General features: G+C 60.1%; 15 protein-coding genes and 1 pseudogene. 6 read left to right on the top strand and 10 right to left on the bottom strand.

From position 1 onward, the window contains the following. Window positions 1-66: 66 nt before the first annotated feature. The 3 genes from ASD03_RS11765 to ASD03_RS11755 form a co-directional block, all read right to left on the bottom strand. Window positions 67-360 (bottom strand): hypothetical protein, encoded by a 294-nt coding sequence (locus tag ASD03_RS11765; RefSeq protein WP_057213635.1) that lies wholly within the window; start codon window positions 358-360, stop codon window positions 67-69. A 200-nt stretch (window positions 361-560) separates the two neighbouring features. Further along, window positions 561-1,787, bottom strand: coding sequence for an acyl-CoA dehydrogenase family protein (locus ASD03_RS11760; RefSeq protein ID WP_057209702.1), 1,227 nt, complete (start codon window positions 1,785-1,787; stop codon window positions 561-563). A 66-nt stretch (window positions 1,788-1,853) separates the two neighbouring features. Continuing rightward, on the bottom strand, window positions 1,854-3,479 hold the full coding sequence (locus tag ASD03_RS11755; RefSeq protein WP_057209721.1) for an ABC transporter substrate-binding protein: 1,626 nt from the start codon (window positions 3,477-3,479) through the stop codon (window positions 1,854-1,856). A gap of 437 nt (window positions 3,480-3,916) precedes the next feature. Here ASD03_RS11755 and ASD03_RS11750 point away from each other — a divergent pair, with 437 nt between their 5' ends. Beyond that, window positions 3,917-5,017, top strand: coding sequence for an LLM class flavin-dependent oxidoreductase (locus tag ASD03_RS11750; protein WP_057213722.1), 1,101 nt, complete (start codon window positions 3,917-3,919; stop codon window positions 5,015-5,017). After that, window positions 5,014-5,223, top strand: coding sequence for a hypothetical protein (locus ASD03_RS11745; RefSeq protein ID WP_057209705.1), 210 nt, complete (start codon window positions 5,014-5,016; stop codon window positions 5,221-5,223). Before ASD03_RS11750 ends, ASD03_RS11745 begins: the two co-directional genes overlap by 4 nt. Window positions 5,224-5,465: 242 nt before the next feature. Here the strand turns inward: ASD03_RS11745 and ASD03_RS11740 are convergent, their stop codons facing one another. Genes ASD03_RS11740 through ASD03_RS11720 form a run of 5 tightly spaced genes read right to left on the bottom strand, consistent with a single transcriptional unit; the run spans window position 5,466 to window position 11,961 of the window. Further along, window positions 5,466-6,281, bottom strand: coding sequence for an ATP-binding cassette domain-containing protein (locus tag ASD03_RS11740; protein ID WP_057209708.1), 816 nt, complete (start codon window positions 6,279-6,281; stop codon window positions 5,466-5,468). 53 nt (window positions 6,282-6,334) lie between these two features. Beyond that, window positions 6,335-7,054 carry a siderophore-iron reductase FhuF gene (fhuF, locus tag ASD03_RS11735; protein WP_082523719.1) on the bottom strand — a complete coding sequence of 240 codons (720 nt, stop codon included), beginning with the start codon at window positions 7,052-7,054 and terminating at the stop codon, window positions 6,335-6,337. Continuing rightward, window positions 7,051-9,015, bottom strand: a complete 1,965-nt coding sequence (gene fhuB / locus ASD03_RS11730) for a Fe(3+)-hydroxamate ABC transporter permease FhuB (protein WP_057209712.1) — start codon at window positions 9,013-9,015, stop codon at window positions 7,051-7,053. Before fhuB ends, fhuF begins: the two co-directional genes overlap by 4 nt. Next, the gene (locus tag ASD03_RS11725; protein WP_057209713.1) at window positions 9,012-9,908 is read right to left on the bottom strand and encodes an iron-siderophore ABC transporter substrate-binding protein; all 897 of its coding nucleotides are present in this window, start codon (window positions 9,906-9,908) and stop codon (window positions 9,012-9,014) included. The genes fhuB and ASD03_RS11725 overlap by 4 nt, the downstream gene beginning before the upstream one ends. Before the next feature lie 4 nt (window positions 9,909-9,912). Further along, the gene (locus ASD03_RS11720; RefSeq protein ID WP_244494627.1) at window positions 9,913-11,961 is read right to left on the bottom strand and encodes a TonB-dependent siderophore receptor; all 2,049 of its coding nucleotides are present in this window, start codon (window positions 11,959-11,961) and stop codon (window positions 9,913-9,915) included. Between the two features lie 240 nt (window positions 11,962-12,201). Here ASD03_RS11720 and ASD03_RS11715 point away from each other — a divergent pair, with 240 nt between their 5' ends. The 4 genes and pseudogenes from ASD03_RS11715 to ASD03_RS11700 all read left to right on the top strand — a co-directional run bounded on the left by ASD03_RS11715 (window position 12,202) and on the right by ASD03_RS11700 (window position 15,557). Beyond that, window positions 12,202-13,131, top strand: a complete 930-nt coding sequence (locus ASD03_RS11715) for a LysR substrate-binding domain-containing protein (protein WP_057209715.1) — start codon at window positions 12,202-12,204, stop codon at window positions 13,129-13,131. 1,138 nt (window positions 13,132-14,269) lie between these two features. Further along, window positions 14,270-14,464: pseudogene (locus ASD03_RS40445) on the top strand (IS110 family transposase); the annotation flags it as partial. A 206-nt stretch (window positions 14,465-14,670) separates the two neighbouring features. Then, complete coding sequence (locus ASD03_RS11705) at window positions 14,671-15,078, top strand: cupin domain-containing protein (protein ID WP_057209659.1); 408 nt, start codon at window positions 14,671-14,673, stop codon at window positions 15,076-15,078. 35 nt (window positions 15,079-15,113) lie between these two features. After that, window positions 15,114-15,557, top strand: coding sequence for a carboxymuconolactone decarboxylase family protein (locus ASD03_RS11700; RefSeq protein ID WP_057209658.1), 444 nt, complete (start codon window positions 15,114-15,116; stop codon window positions 15,555-15,557). Between the two features lie 736 nt (window positions 15,558-16,293). On the opposite strand, the gene ASD03_RS11690 is transcribed toward ASD03_RS11700, so the two are convergent. Further along, window positions 16,294-17,205 carry a dioxygenase gene (locus ASD03_RS11690; RefSeq protein ID WP_082557297.1) on the bottom strand — a complete coding sequence of 304 codons (912 nt, stop codon included), beginning with the start codon at window positions 17,203-17,205 and terminating at the stop codon, window positions 16,294-16,296. A gap of 17 nt (window positions 17,206-17,222) precedes the next feature. Next, window positions 17,223-18,284, bottom strand: coding sequence for a maleylacetate reductase (locus ASD03_RS11685; protein WP_057213626.1), 1,062 nt, complete (start codon window positions 18,282-18,284; stop codon window positions 17,223-17,225). Window positions 18,285-18,326: the final 42 nt, after the last annotated feature.

Here is an 18,326-nt window from a genome sequence, read left to right as displayed (position 1 = left end):
GAGGACACGCTGGACCTGTTCTCGTAGTCGAACTGCCGGTAGAGACGTGTCAGCTCAGTTGAGAATTCAATAAAAGAAGTACTCCAAGCTCTCGGGCAGTCTTCGGTCCAAAAGGTCCGCGCTACGCTGCCTGCGGTCTTCGATTGGGATCGCCGCTACGGTCTGCTCGAACTCCGCCACAGCAGCCAAAAGCAAAGTCTTGTTTGCCCAAATAGGCCGCCTTGGCGACAATGCGCCACTCTGGTTGAACGCTTTGGAACGATCGTCAAACGCCGCGCTCCATTCGGCCGCAGAATTTAGACCTACTTTTCCTCCGGAGATGGCCACGACATTGACGCGCTGTCCGGTATCCGCATCCAAACGGCAATCTTTCGATCATCCGCACCTGCTACTGAAGCTGCGTATCGATGACGGCAATTCCCTCGCTCGGATTTTTTGCATACCCCCACATTATGGGCTCTTCTGCCTAGCCTTCGGGGCCTAACCGGCGTCGACTGCCGCGCGCGATGCACTGCCCCTCCAGCTGATGTCCGGTGTGGCGGTCAATTGGAGTAATCCCCTCAGAAGACCTTCCCTTCCTTCAGATGGATGGTCGTACCATTGAGGAGATAGTCGCCGACGACGCGCGCCTTGTGCAGCAGCGGATTGTGATTGAGCACCGTGCGAATATTGCGCCAATGCCGGTCGAAGTTGTTGTTACGGGACGTCGCTGACCCGCCACCCAGATCGAACAAGCGCTCGGCGCTTCGCAGACCAAGCTGGCCAAGGACAAGCTGAGCGCGGGCGGTTGAAAGCGCACTTGCGATGAGGGCATCTTCGATCTCCGCTTCGTTGCCCCGGTTTAAAACCGCAACCGTCCGATCCAGGGCGCTGGCGGCCGCAGCCACCGCAGTGTCGATGGCAAACGAATTGGCGGCGATTTCGCCGATGACCTGCTGGACGAAGGGGTCCTGGGTCGCGGTTTCCGCCATGCTGTGGGCGGCGGAACGCGCCTGGCGGCTGACGTAGCTAAGCCCGTCGGAAAGAACATTGCGGACGGCACCGGCAGCGCTTGCCGCGAGATGCAACTGGCGCAATGTCGAGCAATGGCGGCCGACAAGATTGTCGAGCGAGCGCCGGGTAAACTCGTGCGGGAACACCTCGACATTTTCGAGGATCACGCCACCGCTGGCGGTCAGCCGCTGACCCATTCCGTCCCAATCGTCGAGAATGGTGATGCCGTGTCTATCGACGGGCAAGAGAACGCCGACCGCCTGCCCGTGCTCGTCCAGCGCACTGAACGAGGCAAAATCGGAGAATGCCGTTCCCGTTGCATACCACTTGCGGCCATTGAGCCTATAGGTATCGCCCTGCCTGACGATCGTCGTCGTCACCTGGCCGGGCCGAGCGGTACCCTGTTCGGTGTGGGCGCCGCCGAAGAGCTTTCCCGAGAGGATCAGCTCGATCGCACCCGCATCCCTCTCCCGCGGTTCACTCAGAATGACGTTTTCGACATAGTTGAAGTGCGACCGGAGCGCATGCGCAACATTGGAATCGGCAGCGCCGATCGCCGCGATCATCTCGATATAGTCGGCAACCGAACCGCCTGGACCCCCGAGCGCCACCGGAATCCGCAGGGTTCCAAGTTCCAGCTGGCGAAAGCGCTCGAAGGCTTTGAAAGGAAGTTCACGCGACAGGTCGCGCTCGGCCGCGCCCGTGGCGACTTCCGCCGCGAACCCAGGAACGCGCGCAAGAAGTTCCGCACGTGTCGGGCGTGAAGCAGTCTGCACATTGGTTAGTGTCGTCACTCGTCAACTCCGAGACTGAAGAAACCGGTGCAGCCGGATCTCCCGCAGACTGCACCGTGCCATCGATCACTCGTCGAGATAGATGTCGGAACCGTTGGCCCAGAGATGCTCGACACCCAGCTTGAGGTTTTTCACCCGCTTGTCGTAGACGGTGATCACCGCCGGGGTGACGATGTCGAGCGTGGGCAGATCTTCCACGACCAGTTTCTGGAACGCGTTGAAGAGCTCCAACCGTTTCCGGGTATCGATTTCGACGGCGGCGGTCTCGAGGAGCCGGTCGACTTCCGGGTTGGAATATTTAGACCCGTTGGTGAACGGCACGCCCGGTTTGAAGTTCTTCGACCAGTATAAGCGCTGCACGCCGACGGTCGGATCGTAAAGATTGCTCATGCCTTCGATGGCGATATCGAAATCGCGATCGGTGAAGACCCGCTTCACGAAGGTCGCAAAGTCCTGGGTGCGCAGTTCAACCTTGATGCCGACCTTGGCAAGTGCCTGGGCAATATACTCCGCCGTCTGCTTGGGTGGGCCGGAGGGCTGAGTGGGATCGATGAACAGCTTGAAGCGGAAACCGTCGGCGCCTCGCGCGTAGCCGGCCTCGTCCAAGAGCTTCTCCGCCTTGGCAGGATCGAACTCGTACTTCGGAAGGTCCGGCGTGTAGAATTTCGCAAGGTCGGCGCTGACGGGACCGTCCAGTCGCGTCGCATAGCCGAGATAGACGGTGTTGACGATGAAGTCCTTGTCGACTGCATGGGCGATCGCGTGACGCACCTTGATATCGGCCAGATACTTGTTCTCGAGGTTGAACTCGGCTCGGGCGATGCTCGGCGAATAGGGCGCCGGATCGGTATCGACGACGAGATTGGGGTTCGCCTTCAGGCGCTCGATATCGGTCAGCGGCAAGTTGGCGGTGGAGACTTGCACTTCACCGGTCTCGATCGCGGCAACCGCTGCCGCCGGATCGATGATGAAGCGAAAGATGATCTGGTCGAGATAGGGCTTCGGAGATCCCCAATAGTCCTCGTTGCGCGAAAAAAGCGCGTGGCTGCCGCGCACCCATTCGACGAACTTGTAGGGTCCGGTGCCAACCGGCGCGACATTGTGCGGGTTCTCCGCGATCTTCGTGCCTTCGTAGAGGTGCTTCGGCACGATTGGCGCCTCGAAGCTCGCAAAGGCGGTGAGCAGATAGGGAGCAGGCTTGGAAAGGATCAGTTCCACTTCATGGGCATTGAGGACGTTTGCCTTCTGAATATGTGCGAACGTCGCTCGCCCGCGTGGATGGTGCTCTTTGAGCGCCAAAATAGAGAATGCGACATCCTCGGCGGTGAAATCCTTGCCGTCATGCCAGCGAACACCCTGGCGCAGCTTGAACCAGTAGCGCAGGCCGTCCTCGCTGACCGTCCACTCGGTCGCCAGCAATGGCTGTGGGTTGAAATCACGGTCATAAGTCAGCAGGCTTTCGGTCGCCTTGCCGCTGATATAGTAGGCAGCGCCCGCACTGTGGGCGATCAGAACAAGGACCGGCGGTTCGGTGCCTATATTGATCGAAACGCTACCGCCGCGTGTCGGCTCTTCCGCGGCAAACGAGATCTCCGGAATAGCCCCGACGGCGACGACGGCCGCCAACGCAACGGACGAGAGCAGAAAGGCGCGGCGTGTCGGTTTCGGTGGGCTGATAGGTGTTGATGTCATCAGGATATCCCCAAGCAGACGCAGAGCGCTGGTTTGTTTTCGTGCACCCATCATTGGGTGATCCGTTTCACGATATATAATCTATCAAATTTATGGTGATAATAGATTTCTAAAGTCACGCTGGCTTTTGGAAAATGCTGCACGGCCGGGGACACCGCGACGGAATATCTCACGTCGGAGCCATGCTCTCTCAAATTTACGAGGTTTGGACATCCTCTGATGAATGGCGGCGACGATCATCGGCGGGCATGTCCATCTGCGTCCTGGTACCAGACGCATCGGCCACCGTCCCAGGGCAGGAGGTTGAACGAAAAATCCCGACATTGGCAAGCCGTTGAAAACTCATCCCAAGATCGGCACCCAAAACGCAATCGACATTATCGATCTATTAAATAGACTAAGGAGCAACGCTGACTGTGAGTTTCAAGGAGTTTTCGATGTCATCAGAATTCATCGGCCACACGTCCAACAGGGAGGGATCCGATATCGTTCCGGCGACCGGCCCGATCATCGACAAGGCGTATATTCGCAGTCACGTGCAGGCAGCGGAAGCCGCCGGCATAGACCGGCTGTTGATCGGCCAGTTCGCACAGTGGCCAGACAACAACCAGATCGCCGCCTTCGTCTTCGGCCAGACACAGCGGCTCGGGGCGCTACTTGCCCATCGGCCTGGCCTGATGGCTCCGACGCTCGGCGCCCGGCAGCTCGCAACGCTCGACCAGTTCTCCGAGGGTCGCCTATGGGTGCACATCATCACCGGCGGTTCCGACAGCGACCAGGCTCGCGATGGCGATTTCGAGGATCATGACACCCGATATGCCCGCACCGACGAATATCTGTCGGTGCTGAAGAAGACCTGGGAGAGCGACGAGCCCTTCGACCACGAAGGACGCTTCTACAAGTTCAAGGGCGCCTTCAGCCAGGTCAAGCCCTATCAGAAGCCGCGGATCCCGATCTCCTTTGGCGGCTCGTCGGATGCCGCGATCGCGGTCGCCGGCAAACACGCCGATATCTATGCGCTCTGGGGCGAACCGCTGGACGGAGCGAAAGAGACAATCGCCAAGGTGCGTGCAGCCGCTATTGCCAATGGCCGGTCGGCCAGTGACGTCCGCTTCACCCTCGCCTTCCGCACCGTCGTGGCCGAGACGGAACATGCCGCATGGGCAAAGGCCGGCGATATCCTTGAGAAGGTGAAGTCACAGAAAGCGCGTTCGGCCGGCGGCAACGGCGAGAAGCTACCCTCGAACGTCGGCTCCGTGCGCCTGCGCGAGGCTGCCAAACGCGGCAAGGTGTTGGACAAGCGGCTGTGGACCGAGGTCGCCGAGGCAAGCGGGGCGGGTGGCAACTCGACCGCTCTGGTCGGGACGCCGGAACAGGTGGCAGACGCCATCCTCGACTATTACGATGCCGGCGTTTCCAACTTCCTCGTGCGCGGCTTCTACCCGACCGAGGACACCGTGACCTACGGACGGGACGTAGTGCCGCTCGTCAAAGCCGGCATTGCCGAGCGCGAAGCCAGAAAGGTAGCCGCCGAATGACCGTACCGCTCGATATCGTCGACATCCATGTCCATATCTGGCCGCCGGCTTGGGAACCAGGCGGAAGATGCGCCAAGCCCACCGGCGGCTTCTCACCGGAGATCTATCGCAAGATCACCACTCCGCATGCGCTGGTTGACGAATTTGGCCGTCGGCATATCGCTGGCGGTCGTCATCGCGACGATCGAGAGCCTGTTCAGCCTTGAACGCACCGTGCCGCTTTCCGCGTTACGGGAAGCCAACGACTGGCTGACGACCCTGTCGCGCGATCATCCGATGCTGGCCGGCTTTGGCGTCGTCCACGCCTTTGCAGGCGAGGAAGGCGCGCGTGAGGCCGAGCCGCCTAGTGACAAACGCCTTCCTCCTGCCCAACACCATGGCCATCGGTGGACGCGAAGCCCGACCCTGCAGGGCCGGGAGTGTTCACGCCACGAGCGAACGTTGGGGGTTACCGTGCCAGCGCGACGCGCCGCCCACTGCCGGGCTGTTCCAGTACATCCATCTGCACGTCGTATATCCGCGCCAATTCTTCCGAAGTCATCACATCGGAAGGCGTCCCCTCGGCAATGAGACGGCCCGAATGGAGTGCCACGATGCGATCGCAGAAACGGGCTGCCATATTGATCTCGTGCAGTACCGAAATGATGGTGATGCCCTTGTCCCGACAGAGATCGCGAGTCAACGCGAGCACCTCGAGCTGATGACCGATGTCGAGGGCGGAGATCGGCTCGTCGAGCAGCAGGCAGATGGCATCCTGCGCGACGAGCATGGCAAGCCACACGCGCTGGCGCTCGCCCCCCGACAGACTGTCGACCTCGCGGTTAACAAACGGGCCGATGCCGGTGACCTCGATTGCTTCTTCCGCCTTTGCCCTATCGGCCGAACCGAAGCGGCCGAGCGCGCCGTGCCAAGGATAGCGACCGAGTGCGACCAGCTCGCGGGCAAGCATACCAGGTGCTGGCGGCGTACTCTGCGGCAAATAGCCGAGCCGCCGGGCGAAGGCCCGTGTGCCCCAGCCTGCAAGCGGCTTGCCCTCGAAATCGATACGGCCCGAGGTCGGCACAAGCTGCCGCCCGATGAGCTTGAGCAGCGTCGACTTCCCGGAACCATTGTGGCCTATCAGCGCGATGGAGTGTCCTGCGGGGATCTGCAACGTCAGCGGATGCAGCAAGTTGCGATCACCAATCGCAAAGCTTACATCATGAAGCGTCACGACGGCCTGGTCGCGGGCGATGGGTGGAGTTTCAGTGAGGTGGTTCGGCATCTTTTCGTTCCAGTGCGGATCCCTGGACCTGCTGTTCGTCTCATTGATAGATATTATCGACGGCAAAAGGTCGGGGCATTGATTGGGCAGGCTGTGCCGCATTTCTTCAAGCCATCGAGCTTGTAGCGTATGCAGCAAACCTTTCGTTGGAGGCAGATACCGCGCGCGGCATCTGGAACCATGTGCGTCAGACGGAACAGCGGATGGACGGCGGACATATGCATCTCCATCTCACGCAAGCGCACCGCGACATCAGCCGGCATCGTCTCCTGCTGCCAGAGATCCCGGACATGGCCGCAAGCGCGGCATAACGTGTAGGACGCGTTGCTCCAATGCACCCGTTCGGACGTGGCTGTCACCCTCGCCATCCGCACGATCAAGGGCTTTACATTGTCTTCGACAATCCGCCCCAGGTGCTCGCTCACCGGAGCCGGCGCAGCGCGTTTCAGCACGAACCGGACAGGCGTCTCCAAATCAGACAGGCCGACGTAAATATCCGACAACTTCAACGAAAACCAGATGTCGTGAACGAGACCATAGGCAATAACCGGTCGGAGCAGCCGGCCGAAATAACCTTGCGTCCACAGCGACGCCGCGGCCCGGCGATCACCCGGTCCCCACCGCTGCAACAGGCCATCCAGTGCGTTCGCAATCGGCCCTGGCTTGAGAATGCTGTCCAGACTGACGAGATTACCATTTTCCGTTGGCACTGCGTGGCTCAGGGCTGCATCCGCGAACGGCGTGGGAAGCGTCGGAAGCTGGTTCACCATCATTTCTGCCGCCCCAGGAGCCAAATGAGGTAGGGCGCGCCGACGAGTGCAGCGAAGAGGCCGAGCGGCAGCTCGTAGGGAAAGGTCGCTGTGCGGGCGCCGAAATCGGCAAGGGCCATCAGGATCGAGCCGAGCAGGAACGAGCCTGCCAGGTGCTGCGGCGCTGTGACGAGACCGGCGCGCAGAGCAATGTGCGGTGCGACGAGCCCGACAAAGCTCAGAGGGCCGACGAGCAGGGACGCGGCGCCCGTCGCAGCACCCGAGAGAAGCAGGAGAACCACGCGGCTCAACCGCACCGAAAGACCAAGCGACAGGGCGATCGAAGGACCGAAGGGCAGGATCGTGAGCCAGCGGCTCAATATCAGCGCGGCAACAAGGACGAGCAGTGAGAGAGCGCAAAGGAATATTGCGGTCGCCGGCGTTGCCGTGGATGCAGAACCACCAAGCCAGGAGAGAATTTGCCACGACCGCTGATCGCCGATCGCAAGCAGCGCCGACAAAACGGCAGAGCTGAAGGAACCAACGGCCACGCCCGCAAGTAGCAGCTTTTCCGGCGGCAGATGCCGGCGGCTGGCGAACACCAGAACCGCCAGCATGGCTATGAGCGCGCCGAGCCCGGAGCCAGTGAAGACCGCGACCGTGCCGCCATCAGGCGCGAAGGTCAGCGCTGCGGCAAAGCCAAGACCGGCACCGCCGCTTACGCCGACGACTTCGGGGCTGGCCATCGCATTGCCGGTCATGCGTTGGAGTACCGCGCCGGTCACCGCGAGGAGGCCGCCCGCCGCGGCAGACGCCAAGAGCCGAGGCCATCTAAGCGGTGCCAGGTCGAGCGTTTCCGACCAGTTCAGGATCTTCCAGCCATGTCCGGACGGCCCGATGAAGAATGCGATCGCGACAAGGACCGGCACGAGAAACAGAAAGGCGGCGAATGCTGTTTTCAGGTGACTGCGATGGACGTTTTCACGCGCCTCGTGCGGCACTTCCATGCTTCGCACCCTGGGCAGAAGCCAGAGCAGCAAGGGACCGCCAACGAGTGCGGTGACCGCACCCGTCGGAAAGTTCTCGCTCGACGCGCGAGCAACGGTTTGCACGATGCCGTCGCAGAGCCACAGGAAAAGCGCCCCCGCAACCGGCGACAGCGCTACGATCATCGCCGGCCGGCGAGCACCGCAGGCGCGCACGAATGCCGGGGCGGCAAGGCCGACGAAGCTTACCAGGCCGGCGGCCGCTGCTACGGAGCCGGCAAGCGCCGTGGCGATCGCGGCAATGGCAAAACGGATGCCGCCGAGATTGACTCCAAGGCTACGTGCGCTCGTGTCACCAAGGCCCAGGACCATCAGCGGGCGGATCAACAGGCCGGCAAGCAGGCCAAGAAGCACCAACTCCGAGCCAAGGTTTTGGAACACTGACCAGTCCTGCTGAGTGAGGGATCCGCCGTTCCAGGTCACAAGCGACATGAGGTACTCGCCCCGCGCGAGCGTAATCGCCGCGGAAAATGCTGCGGCTGTCACCCCCACAAGCAGGCCGGAGACCACCATCGTCACCGGCTCGAAAGCCCGACGCCAACCGAGCGCGAAGACGATCGCCGCTGCCCCCGCGGCCCCGGCGAGCGCGACCAAGGTTCGGTGGCCATCGACGATTTCGGGGACATAGAGCGTCGCCGCGACGATCGCGAGCTGAGCGCCCGCGGAGATGCCCAGAGTCGATGGATCGGCGAGCGGGTTGCGCAATAATTGCTGGAGTAGCGCGCCTGAAAGACCGAGTGCTGCGCCCGCGACCAAAGCGACGGCCGCTCTCGGGAACAGGCTGTAGGCCAGGATGATCTTGTCGAGGCCGAGCTCTGCGGGAGGGGCAGACAGGTCTCCCCATTGCGCAAACGGGACCTGGTTCGATGCGGCCAGCGCGAAGAGGATGAGGCCAGCGAGCACGCTAGCCGACAGGAAGGACCATGTCCGCATCGTCATCCGCGCTGATCCTCCGTAAGAATCGCTTCGGCGAAGAGGCGCGCAAACCGCAGGCCTGCGGTCACGCCACCATAGGGGTTGACGTTGGCGAGCTGGATGACCCGTCCTTGACGGACCGGCTCCAGCGAATTCCAGATGATGCTGTTTCGAAGGCCGCTGCGCGCCTCGACGGGCACCTCGGAAACGATGACGATGCGCGCATCGGGATCGGCCGCCAGGTTTTCGATCGGGACAGGTGCCGCAAAGGTGAACCGTGAACGATCGGTCCAGGCATTCGGCAGGCGGAGCCGGACGAGCATGTCGCCGAACATGCTGTCGAAACCAAAGACGCGGACATGTCGCGCGTCGCCGATATTGACGACGTAGGTAGACCTATTCGCCAAGGGAGCCAGCGTCTGCCGGTAACTTTCGATTTCGCCGGCAATCTCCTTCAGCAGCGCTCCCGCTTTGTCAGACCGCCCGAGACGCTCGCCGAGCGCCTCGACCGCTGCCAGCGCCTTTTCAAAGGGCGGCTCGCCCCGCACGTAAAATGGCAGGGAGAAGAGCGGCGCGATCCGGCTAAGCGCAGCCTCGTGGCGCACGTAGAACGGCGAGATGAGAATGAGATCGGGCCTCAAGAGGTGAAGCAGTTCGAAATTGGGCGAGCCGCGCAATCCGAGATCGACGACATCGGCTGGCAACTCCGGCTCTACCGCATTGCTTCGAAACTGTATGAGTTCCGTCGCCGCAACCGGGATGAGGCCGAGTACGCACAGCGTCTCCAACATCGCCCAGTCGATCGCAGCAATGCGCAAGGGCATGTCGGCCCTGACATCAGGCGCGGCGAGCAAAAGCGCTGCGCCGAGAAGCAGCTCCCGGCGACCGATAAAAGGACCCAATGCCCGCTCTCTCATTTCGCTACCAGCTATAGGTCAGCTTCCCCATGAACGTGCGGCCGTCGCCGTAGTAGCAGCCGAAGGAGCTGCAGCTTGCGACATAGTCCTTATCAAAGACATTTTGAACGTTGAGCGACGCCTTGTAACCATTCTTCTTAAAGGAGAGCGCGAAATCGGCCAGTACGACCGAATCCAGGTTAAAGGTGTTGGCGCTGTTACCATAGCGCTGGCCGACATAGCGCACGCCCGCCCCGATCCCGAGCCCTTCGAGCGCCGTGCCCTCCTGGAAAGTGTAGTTCGCCCAAAGGCTCGCCATGTGTTCCGGGACGTTTTCGACGCGGTTGCCGTCATCGGCGCCGGAGGCGATCCTAGCATCCGTGTAGGTGTAGGACGCCCGCAAATCGAGCCCTTGCGTTATGCTCGCTACGGCTTCGAGTTCCAGGCCGCGGACGTTAACCTCGCCGATCTGCGACGAAATGCCGGCGATGGTGCGAAGCACGTTCTTCTGCTTGAGGTCGTAGGCGGCTGCTGTGAAAAAGCCGTTCCAGTCGGTTGGTTCGTATTTCACACCGAGTTCGACCTGCTCTCCCGAGGTCGGCTCGAATGGTCTCCCGTCCGGCCCTGCGCCGATCACCGGCTCGAAGGACGACGAATAGCTGACATAGGGCGCAATGCCGTTGTCGAAGATATAGCTGAGGCCGGCCCTGCCGGCCAGTTCGTGATCGTCCTGGTCGAGCGGACGTGAAACGCGTGTCAGTCCATTCAGCGACGTTCCCGCGCTGCTGGTCCAATCCTGTCTGAAGCCCAACGTCGCGCGCCAGCCTCCAAGCGCCAGTTCGTCCTGCACGTAGACACCAAGCTGGGAAAGCTCGCTGTCGACAGTCGTGTCGAGCGTCGGCGCGATCAGCCGGATCGGTTCGCCATAGCTTGGCGAACGCACGTCGAGCGGTGTCGCCTGGTAGAAGCGGGTCCGCACATTATTGCCGAAGTGGCGATAATCGAGCCCGAAAAGCAGCGTATGGTCGACATCGCCGGTCGAGAACTCGCCTTGCAGATTGTTGTCGATATTGACGGTATTGAGAGCCTCGTCCTGAAAGGTCGCGTTTCGGCGGAGTGTCCGACCGTCAGCCGCGAGACCAAGCGTCGACATACCGAGCGATTGGTAGTCCCAATTGAAGTCGCTATAGCGGAAGCTCTGCCGGAAAATCCAGCTCTCGCTCAAGCGATGCTCGAATTCATATCCGAGGTTTGCAAGCGTGCGGCTGGAACGGTCGAAGGACTCGTTACCGACATAAAAGTCACGTGGCAGGCGAAAATCGGTGGCGTTCAGCGTGTATTGCGGCGGCAGTCCGGAGGGCGTGCTGGGATTGTCGTGCTGGACACTCGCAAGGATCGTCAGCTTGGTATCCTCGTCCGGTTGCCAGGTGAGCGCCGGGGCAATGAAATAGCGATCGTTGTCCAGTTCGTCGACCTGGGCAGCGGCGTTCTTGCCAAGCCCGGTCAGCCGGAATGCAAAATCCGACTGCTCGCCCAGAGTGCCGCCGAAATCGAAGAAGCCACCAATGGTCTCGTAGCTTCCGCCCTGCACGCCGACTTCGCCGAAATTCTCGAAGACCGGCTTTTTGCTGATCATGTTGATGATGCCACCCGGATTGCCCTGGCCATACATGACCGAAGCGGGCCCGCGAAGAACGTCGACGTTTTCGAGCCCGTAGATTTCGAAGGCAGGCGCGCCGGCCGTTCGCATCATCCGCAGCCCGTTCAGGAACTGGACCTGACGCCCGTCGAAACCGCGGATGATCGGCGCGTCGAAGCGCGGATCGGTACCGAAGGGCTGTCCAAGCACGCCGGGCGTATAGTTCAGCGCCTGCCCCACCGTCTGAGCGCCCTGAGCCTCGATCTCGTCGTGGGTGATGACGGACACCGACTGCTGCGTCTCAAGAAGCGGCGTGCCGGTCTTCGAAGCGGTACGGCTCGACTTTGCCACATAGCCCTCGACAGGACCGCCGGCATCCCTGTCGCCCTTCACGACGATCGCCTCGAGCTTGGTCTCACTTTGCTGCTGCGCCATGGCGGTCTGTCCGGCGAATCCTGTCAAAGCGACGGACGTAAGCAGCAACCAGTGAATGCGTGACATGTGACGACGAAAGCCTCTGCGCGCGGCATTTACGCGCTCAATCTGGAGTGATTTTGTCATCTTTCTATAGTCAAATTTTCCGGCATTCCAATAAGTCGGCACAGGATTTTTCAGAACTATGAATTATGATATGGGGGCACAGCATCGTTTTCAGTTATTGCAATGCGAGACCTCATGTCGGCTCCAAAATCGCCACGCGCCGCGACCTTCGAACTTCGCCACCTGCGCTATTTCATCGCGCTCGTGGAGGAAAAGAATTTCGAGCGGGCTGCCGCCCGGCTCGGTATCGCCCAACCCGGCCTCAGCCGGCAGATTCTGAATCTGGAAAGCCTAGTCGGCATCCCGCTACTCAATCGAGCCAAGCGGTCCGTGCAGCTGACGCTGTCGGGACAATTGCTGTTCGACGAAGCCCGAAAGATCGTCGCCCAGGCCGACCTCGCACTGTCCGAACTGCAGCGGGTCGGGCGCGGCCAGACAGGAAGGATATCGGTCGGTTATGTGGCCTCGGCCGCCTATTCCGGCGTGCTGACGGAATCACTGACCTCTTTCCGCCATGAATTCCCCGAGATCGAACTCCAGCTTGTCGAGATCGAGATGCGCCAGCAGCTCGCGATGATTTCGGAAGGCGACCTCGACTTCGGCTACATCCGCCCGCCCGCGCCGATCCCGGCCGGCCTCACCACGACAACCGTGCTTCGCGAGGTACTGGTCGTGGCGCTGCCGGAGGCCCATCCCCTCGCCGCACAGCATGCGATCGAGCTCACGGCCCTCTCGGAACAGACCTTCATAACGCCGCGCCAGCCCGCCGATGTCGGTTTCCACTCCAATACGCTCGATGCCTGCAAGGACGCCGGCCTTGCCCCAAAGATCAGTGCGACAGGCCGGGATTTTACCACTATCATAAGCATGGTCGCCGTCGGGCTCGGCATCGCGCTCGTGCCGCAGTCGCTGCAATGCCTGCAGCTTCCCGGCGTTCGTTATGTTTCACTGGCGCGAAATCGCGTCACGTCCGACCTCGCGGTCGCCTACCGCAAGGTCGAAGCCTCGGCGGCCGTGCGCGCCTTTGTCGCGCACCATCGAGCACGCTTCGGCCGTCCCGCCTAGCGCATGCTCTTACAATCTCCTTGTAAAGCTCTGTGCTCGAGGGGACTACGCTCAGTCTTAAAATGACAGCAAGGGATCCAGGTAATTGAGCCGACCTCGAAGACTGGAACCTAGGAGAAGGTTATTACGCCGCTACAACCCGCAACCACCTTGCCCTCCGACCCTTGGTTGATCATCGCCGGCACGGCGCTTTTCCTTGTTGCCTCCTGCGTTATTCCAGCCAACACGAGTATATGAAAGTGCTGCTTTCCGTGTTGCGCGGTTGGCTTTCGTGCAGCGCAAATATTTTGCCGCATGTGCAATTTACCGGTGTTGACGTGCAATCTTGCCCAAGCGGCCATGCACGAAATCTCCGAATTACCACGGACTCCCCGGACGGCCAGTGCACCGCGTCAGCGACTGGCGTTCGCGTCGGTATTGCACGGATCGAACAACCGTGCTGCTAGGGCAAGCTAGCAGAAGGTCTAGGGCTACCTATCGCCACGTCGTGAGCAAACGCCGGTTCGAATAATAGCTATGACACCCCGTGTTGCATCATTCTTCCACCAGCGCCGAAGCGCGGATAGCGCGGTTGCAATCGAGACCACGGACTTCTGCAACTCAGATAACACACTGAAGGGATCCAGCTGTGAAGGTCATGGGCAGAACGGGACGAACAGGTTCAAAAGTGAACACTGTCGCGCAGCAGAACAATCGCAGCGGCACTGCGACGCCTGGTGCGAGAAGCGATGCTGTCTCAGACGGTGGGCCCTCGGCATCCGATTCCGGCCGGGGATGCCGCGGCGATAGTTGCGCGGGCTGCTCTTCTTGCTCCGCCATCGACGCATTGGAAATCACCGGTCTTAAGTATTTCCACACCGACAGCGCGCTCGCCGATCCCGAAGCGCTCTATTTGGGTGTTCGACTCCGTGACTTGGCACTGCTGCCCGGCGGAAAAGCAATCCACGGGATGCCCGACGGGTGGTTGGCCGACCTTGCGTCACTCTGCAGGAAATAGCCCATGAACCCGCTCGTCGGAACGAGGGCACTGTTCAGCGACTTTGCGACATTTCCAGTTCTTTGGTTCCGCCGTCGCCGGAACCGCTAAGGAGGTGGCATGAAAAAGGCCGCGCCCGCTGAGAGAACGGATCACTGAGAGATGCCGATGATGATCGAGGGACAGTCACGCTTCCAGCCTTTCGGCTTATCTTATTGGGGTTTTCGAGATCTCAACAAGGGAGTTGGAAGCATGACTGCCTCTTATGATTACCATATCGGGGTGGACTACCACAAATCCTACAGCCATCTGGTGGTGCAGGATTCGGCGGGTAAGACGCTACGCTCTGGCCGGGTGCCGGGAGCCAAACGCCACTCTGTGACCGAAGCCACAGGCATCAGGTCACGCACTGGAAACTGGTTCGACAACCGAGGAATCACCCATCCAGCGGAAGGAAGAGATTTAGCCGATCGGCGCAAATGCCGGTCAAAACACAACCGAACCCAAGGAAAGCCGCCAAATGGAGGTGTTTTGCCCCTTGAGTTCTTTCATTGGAGACCATGATGAAGTCTATTCTTCGAACCATGCTTGTTCCTGCCGTTGTTGCTCTAGGAGCCGTACAAGTCGCGATCGCGGCAGACGACGGCGCGAGGGTCACGCCGTTGATGTCCAAGGACTTGCAGGATTATCCCGGAAAGGAGGGATTGATGCTGTCGGTCGAATATCAGCCAGGTGGCTCATCGCCCATCCACCGACACGACGCTCACGCCTTCGTCTACGTACTGGAGGGCTCGATCGTGATGCAGGTGAAGGGTGGCAAAGAGGTTACCGTCGCTCCAGGGGAGACCTACTACGAAAGCCCTTCCGACATTCACCTGATTAGTAGGAACGCGAGCACGACCAGTCCGGCGAGGTTCGTTGTGGTGCTGCTGAAAAAGAAGGACGCGCCGGCGGTTATGCCCGTCCAATGAACAGTCCAACCTGAAAAACGAAAGGAAAGCAAACCATGCAATCTCGTCAAAGCGACTACTTCAAACTAGCTGAACCGGGCATCAAACACCTCTTCGCGCTTGAGGGTGCTTTCAAGAATGGTCCGCTGGAGCCGAAGCTGCTGCACCTTGTTAAATTGCGCGCGTCGCAGATCAATTCGTGCGTGTTCTGTATCCATCTGCACACTACAGAAGCTCTCAAGGACGGCGAAGAGCCGATGCGCCTATATCTGTTGACGGGGTGGCGTGAGGCAACGATTTACACCCGACGCGAGCGCGCTGCTCTTGCCTGGACAGAGGCGCTGACCAACGTGGCGCAGACCGGGGCACCCGACGAGGATTGGGCGCTGATCGAGGAGGCTTTTACCGCAGAAGAGCGATCCTGGCTGTCCCTTGCGATCGGAGCGATCAATCTTTGGAACCGGATTCAGGTAGGATTCAGGGCTACTCATCCTGCCTGATTGACCGCGCTGCGCCATCTTGACTACGTCTGTGTGGCGCAGCGGTTCCCGTGCCGGCATGTAGACTTGACGGGATCGGGCAGAAGACAGCGCCGGACCCACGAGCTCTCGAACCGGGCCGCGAAGCTGACAGTCGAAAATTCGTAAGTTCTTTTTTCACGCTATTGCGTTACTAGTTGAAAGCAAGACACCGCATCCTGACGACAATGCCCAATTCTTGGGAGCGGATTAATCGCCCGGACGCCTACTACTTGGAGCCCGGGCCGCCTCTGGCCAAGACACACCGCCCAGCAGGTTCTTTCGGCGAATTCGCCGTGTAGGTAATTTCGAAGACGCCACGGAGTCGGAAACGCGTTGCAGACGACCCGCCTTGGCTCCATTGAGAACTTCGGCGACACGATTTTACGCTTCCGCCCTTCCCAAACCCGAGCCGCTTCGTACAACGTGAGAACCTCAATTTTTACGTATCGTCCGCTAGGCGGAGCTGCCGATAAGCAGAGGTCCCGCGCAAATCGCGGTAACCTGGCGATGGTGGTGAGACCCCACCCATGAGTGACGCCGCTCGATCCCGGAAAATTGATCCTGCGTCGGAAACAGTCGGCGCTGTCCACCGAATTGATCCGTGGACAGCGATGTGTGCGCGTTCAGGATGGCAAGCGCCACTTCGACGGGGCGACTGGCTTCATCGAAGTCGTTGGCACCCGTTACCATGGGGAAAGCGGTGATTTGCGGGGCGCTATTTTGCGCTAGGTGTAAGCACGAAGTCCCAGTTGACGAAGTGGAACGGCTTAAACTGTCCAAGATTTTTCAACCCAAGCTTTTCGGCCTCATTAGGCGTGTCAACTTCTTTGAAGTGAGCGATAAGGGACTCCCTGACGCCGAAGACCGTATCCTCATTCAGATAGCGACAATCATTTGGAAAGATGTGCGTTATAACAGGCTCGTAGCCCGGCGCGCTGACGATGAAGTGGATGTGGGCGGCACGATTCGGGTGTCGATCTAGCTGCCCTAGAAGTTGTCCGACCGGGCCATCATCTGGAATCGGGTAGTAACGGGGTTTGGTTGAGCGATACCAGTACGTCCCGTCCTCCTCGGCGGTGAAGACACCCCGCAGGTTCCAATCAGGTTGGATGTCTTTTTGTTGAACGTCATAGAATCCGTCATTGTTTGTCTGCCAGACATCCACCAGGGCCCCAGGTATCGGATTGCCCTCCAGATCTGTCACCCTGCCCTTCACAACCAGCGGCTCGCCCTTGCCGTCGAGACAGATATTTGTCCCGTTTTGATAACGCGGGGCCTCTGGGACATAAAATGGGCCAAGCACCGTATTTTCCGTTGCGCCAGCGGGACGACGGCTATTGATGACCTCGACTAGCATCGACAGTCCGAGGACGTCGGAAAGCAATATGAATTCCTGTCGCCAATCCGTGCATTTGTGGCCAACCGCCGTTAGAAAACTGATCGCCTGCTGCCACTCTTCGTGCGTCGGTTCAATCTCCTTCGTCAGCATGTGGAGATGCTTCACCACCGCTGACATGACCAGCTTCATCCGCGGACTTATTTTGGAACCCATACGGGCGTTTACCGTCCCAACCGAGTTTTCTTCAGTCAGGAAAGCAGTTTCCTTGGTGGTCGTCCTCGTATTCATTCTTGCTCCTCCAACTTTCAACTGCGTTCGGGACGCGATCCCTCATGGGCGCGCTTAAGTAGTTCGATCAGGGGTTTCCGCTCCAAAGGTCTGGGGTTTTTGTACGGTTGCGCCAGAACAGCAGTGATTGCGGGCTCGATGCCGTCCAGCGGCATCCCCAGTTCTCCTAAACCTGCTTTGATCCGGAGCTTTTGGTTTAACTCATACAAAGACTGCACCGGATCACGATTGAAGGTTCCGCGTAGCTTGCTGACGGCGTCAGGAATGGCTGGGGTATTGTACGCCACCACATGAGGGAGAAGCGCCGCGTGCATTTGGGCGTGCGGTAAATCGAACATGCCGCCCAGGGTATGGCAGAGCTTGTGGTGAAGAGCCATTGAAACTGATCCGAGGCAAATTCCGCTTAGCCACGCTCCGTAAAGAACCCTCTCTCTTGCCGTCGCGTCGTCTTGACCGTCCGAGAGATGCGGCAAGGCTCCATACAAGGCGCCGATTGCCTCGACGGCGATCAGGTTCACGACCGGATTTTGGTTTTCGGCATAGAGAGCCTCGATGGCGTGCGCCATCGCATTTATGCCGCTTGCCGCGGCGACGTCTCTCGGCAGCGTCCTGGTCAGGTCGCTGTCGTAGATAACGGTTTCAGGCTGAATCCTGGAATCGGTGCGGGTGACCTTCTGACCGTTTTCCGTTTCACCCAGGATTGGCGTCATTTCTGACCCGGCGTATGTCGTGGGAACAACGACTTGGGGAAGGTCCGTTCGCCAGGCGATCGCCTTGCCCAGCCCCGTGGTGGAGCCCCCGCCGATGGCCACAATCCCGTCGGCACGCAGATCATCTACCAGCCGAAGCGCATCTTCGGTGACCGACACTGGCGTGTGCATCGTAGAGTTGGGGAACACGCCAACGGCGACTGAACCGACCGATCGGGCGCACTCTCTTACGTAATCTTCCTGTCCAGGGGTCGCAAGAAAGAGCGCGCGCTTCATGCCCAGCCGCTCCAATTCACGACCAAGCTCCCTCACCGTTCCAGATCCGAAAAGAACGCGGGCTGAACCAGCGGTGTAAATGAACGAATACATTGAATGCTCCTGCAGCCCCCAAGAAGGCAAAGAGGTCGTGCC

This window comes from Ensifer sp. Root127, assembly GCF_001425225.1.
In the GTDB taxonomy this organism is placed as follows: Bacteria; Pseudomonadota; Alphaproteobacteria; order Rhizobiales; family Rhizobiaceae; genus Ensifer; species Ensifer canadensis.
Note: the sequence above shows the minus strand (reverse complement) of the source record. Positions and strands in the feature narration are given on the sequence as shown.

Coding starts and splice junctions, on each gene's coding strand:
- ASD03_RS11755 (WP_057209721.1), bottom strand. CDS start 3,479: ATGACATCAACACCTATCAGCCCACCGAAACCGACACGCCGCGCCTTT.
- ASD03_RS11750 (WP_057213722.1), top strand. CDS start 3,917: ATGTCATCAGAATTCATCGGCCACACGTCCAACAGGGAGGGATCCGAT.
- ASD03_RS11745 (WP_057209705.1), top strand. CDS start 5,014: ATGACCGTACCGCTCGATATCGTCGACATCCATGTCCATATCTGGCCG.
- ASD03_RS11740 (WP_057209708.1), bottom strand. CDS start 6,281: ATGCCGAACCACCTCACTGAAACTCCACCCATCGCCCGCGACCAGGCC.
- fhuF (WP_082523719.1), bottom strand. CDS start 7,054: ATGATGGTGAACCAGCTTCCGACGCTTCCCACGCCGTTCGCGGATGCA.
- fhuB (WP_057209712.1), bottom strand. CDS start 9,015: ATGACGATGCGGACATGGTCCTTCCTGTCGGCTAGCGTGCTCGCTGGC.
- ASD03_RS11725 (WP_057209713.1), bottom strand. CDS start 9,908: ATGAGAGAGCGGGCATTGGGTCCTTTTATCGGTCGCCGGGAGCTGCTT.
- ASD03_RS11720 (WP_244494627.1), bottom strand. CDS start 11,961: ATGGCGCAGCAGCAAAGTGAGACCAAGCTCGAGGCGATCGTCGTGAAG.
- ASD03_RS11715 (WP_057209715.1), top strand. CDS start 12,202: ATGTCGGCTCCAAAATCGCCACGCGCCGCGACCTTCGAACTTCGCCAC.
- ASD03_RS11705 (WP_057209659.1), top strand. CDS start 14,671: ATGAAGTCTATTCTTCGAACCATGCTTGTTCCTGCCGTTGTTGCTCTA.
- ASD03_RS11700 (WP_057209658.1), top strand. CDS start 15,114: ATGCAATCTCGTCAAAGCGACTACTTCAAACTAGCTGAACCGGGCATC.
- ASD03_RS11690 (WP_082557297.1), bottom strand. CDS start 17,205: ATGAATACGAGGACGACCACCAAGGAAACTGCTTTCCTGACTGAAGAA.
- ASD03_RS11685 (WP_057213626.1), bottom strand. CDS start 18,284: ATGTATTCGTTCATTTACACCGCTGGTTCAGCCCGCGTTCTTTTCGGA.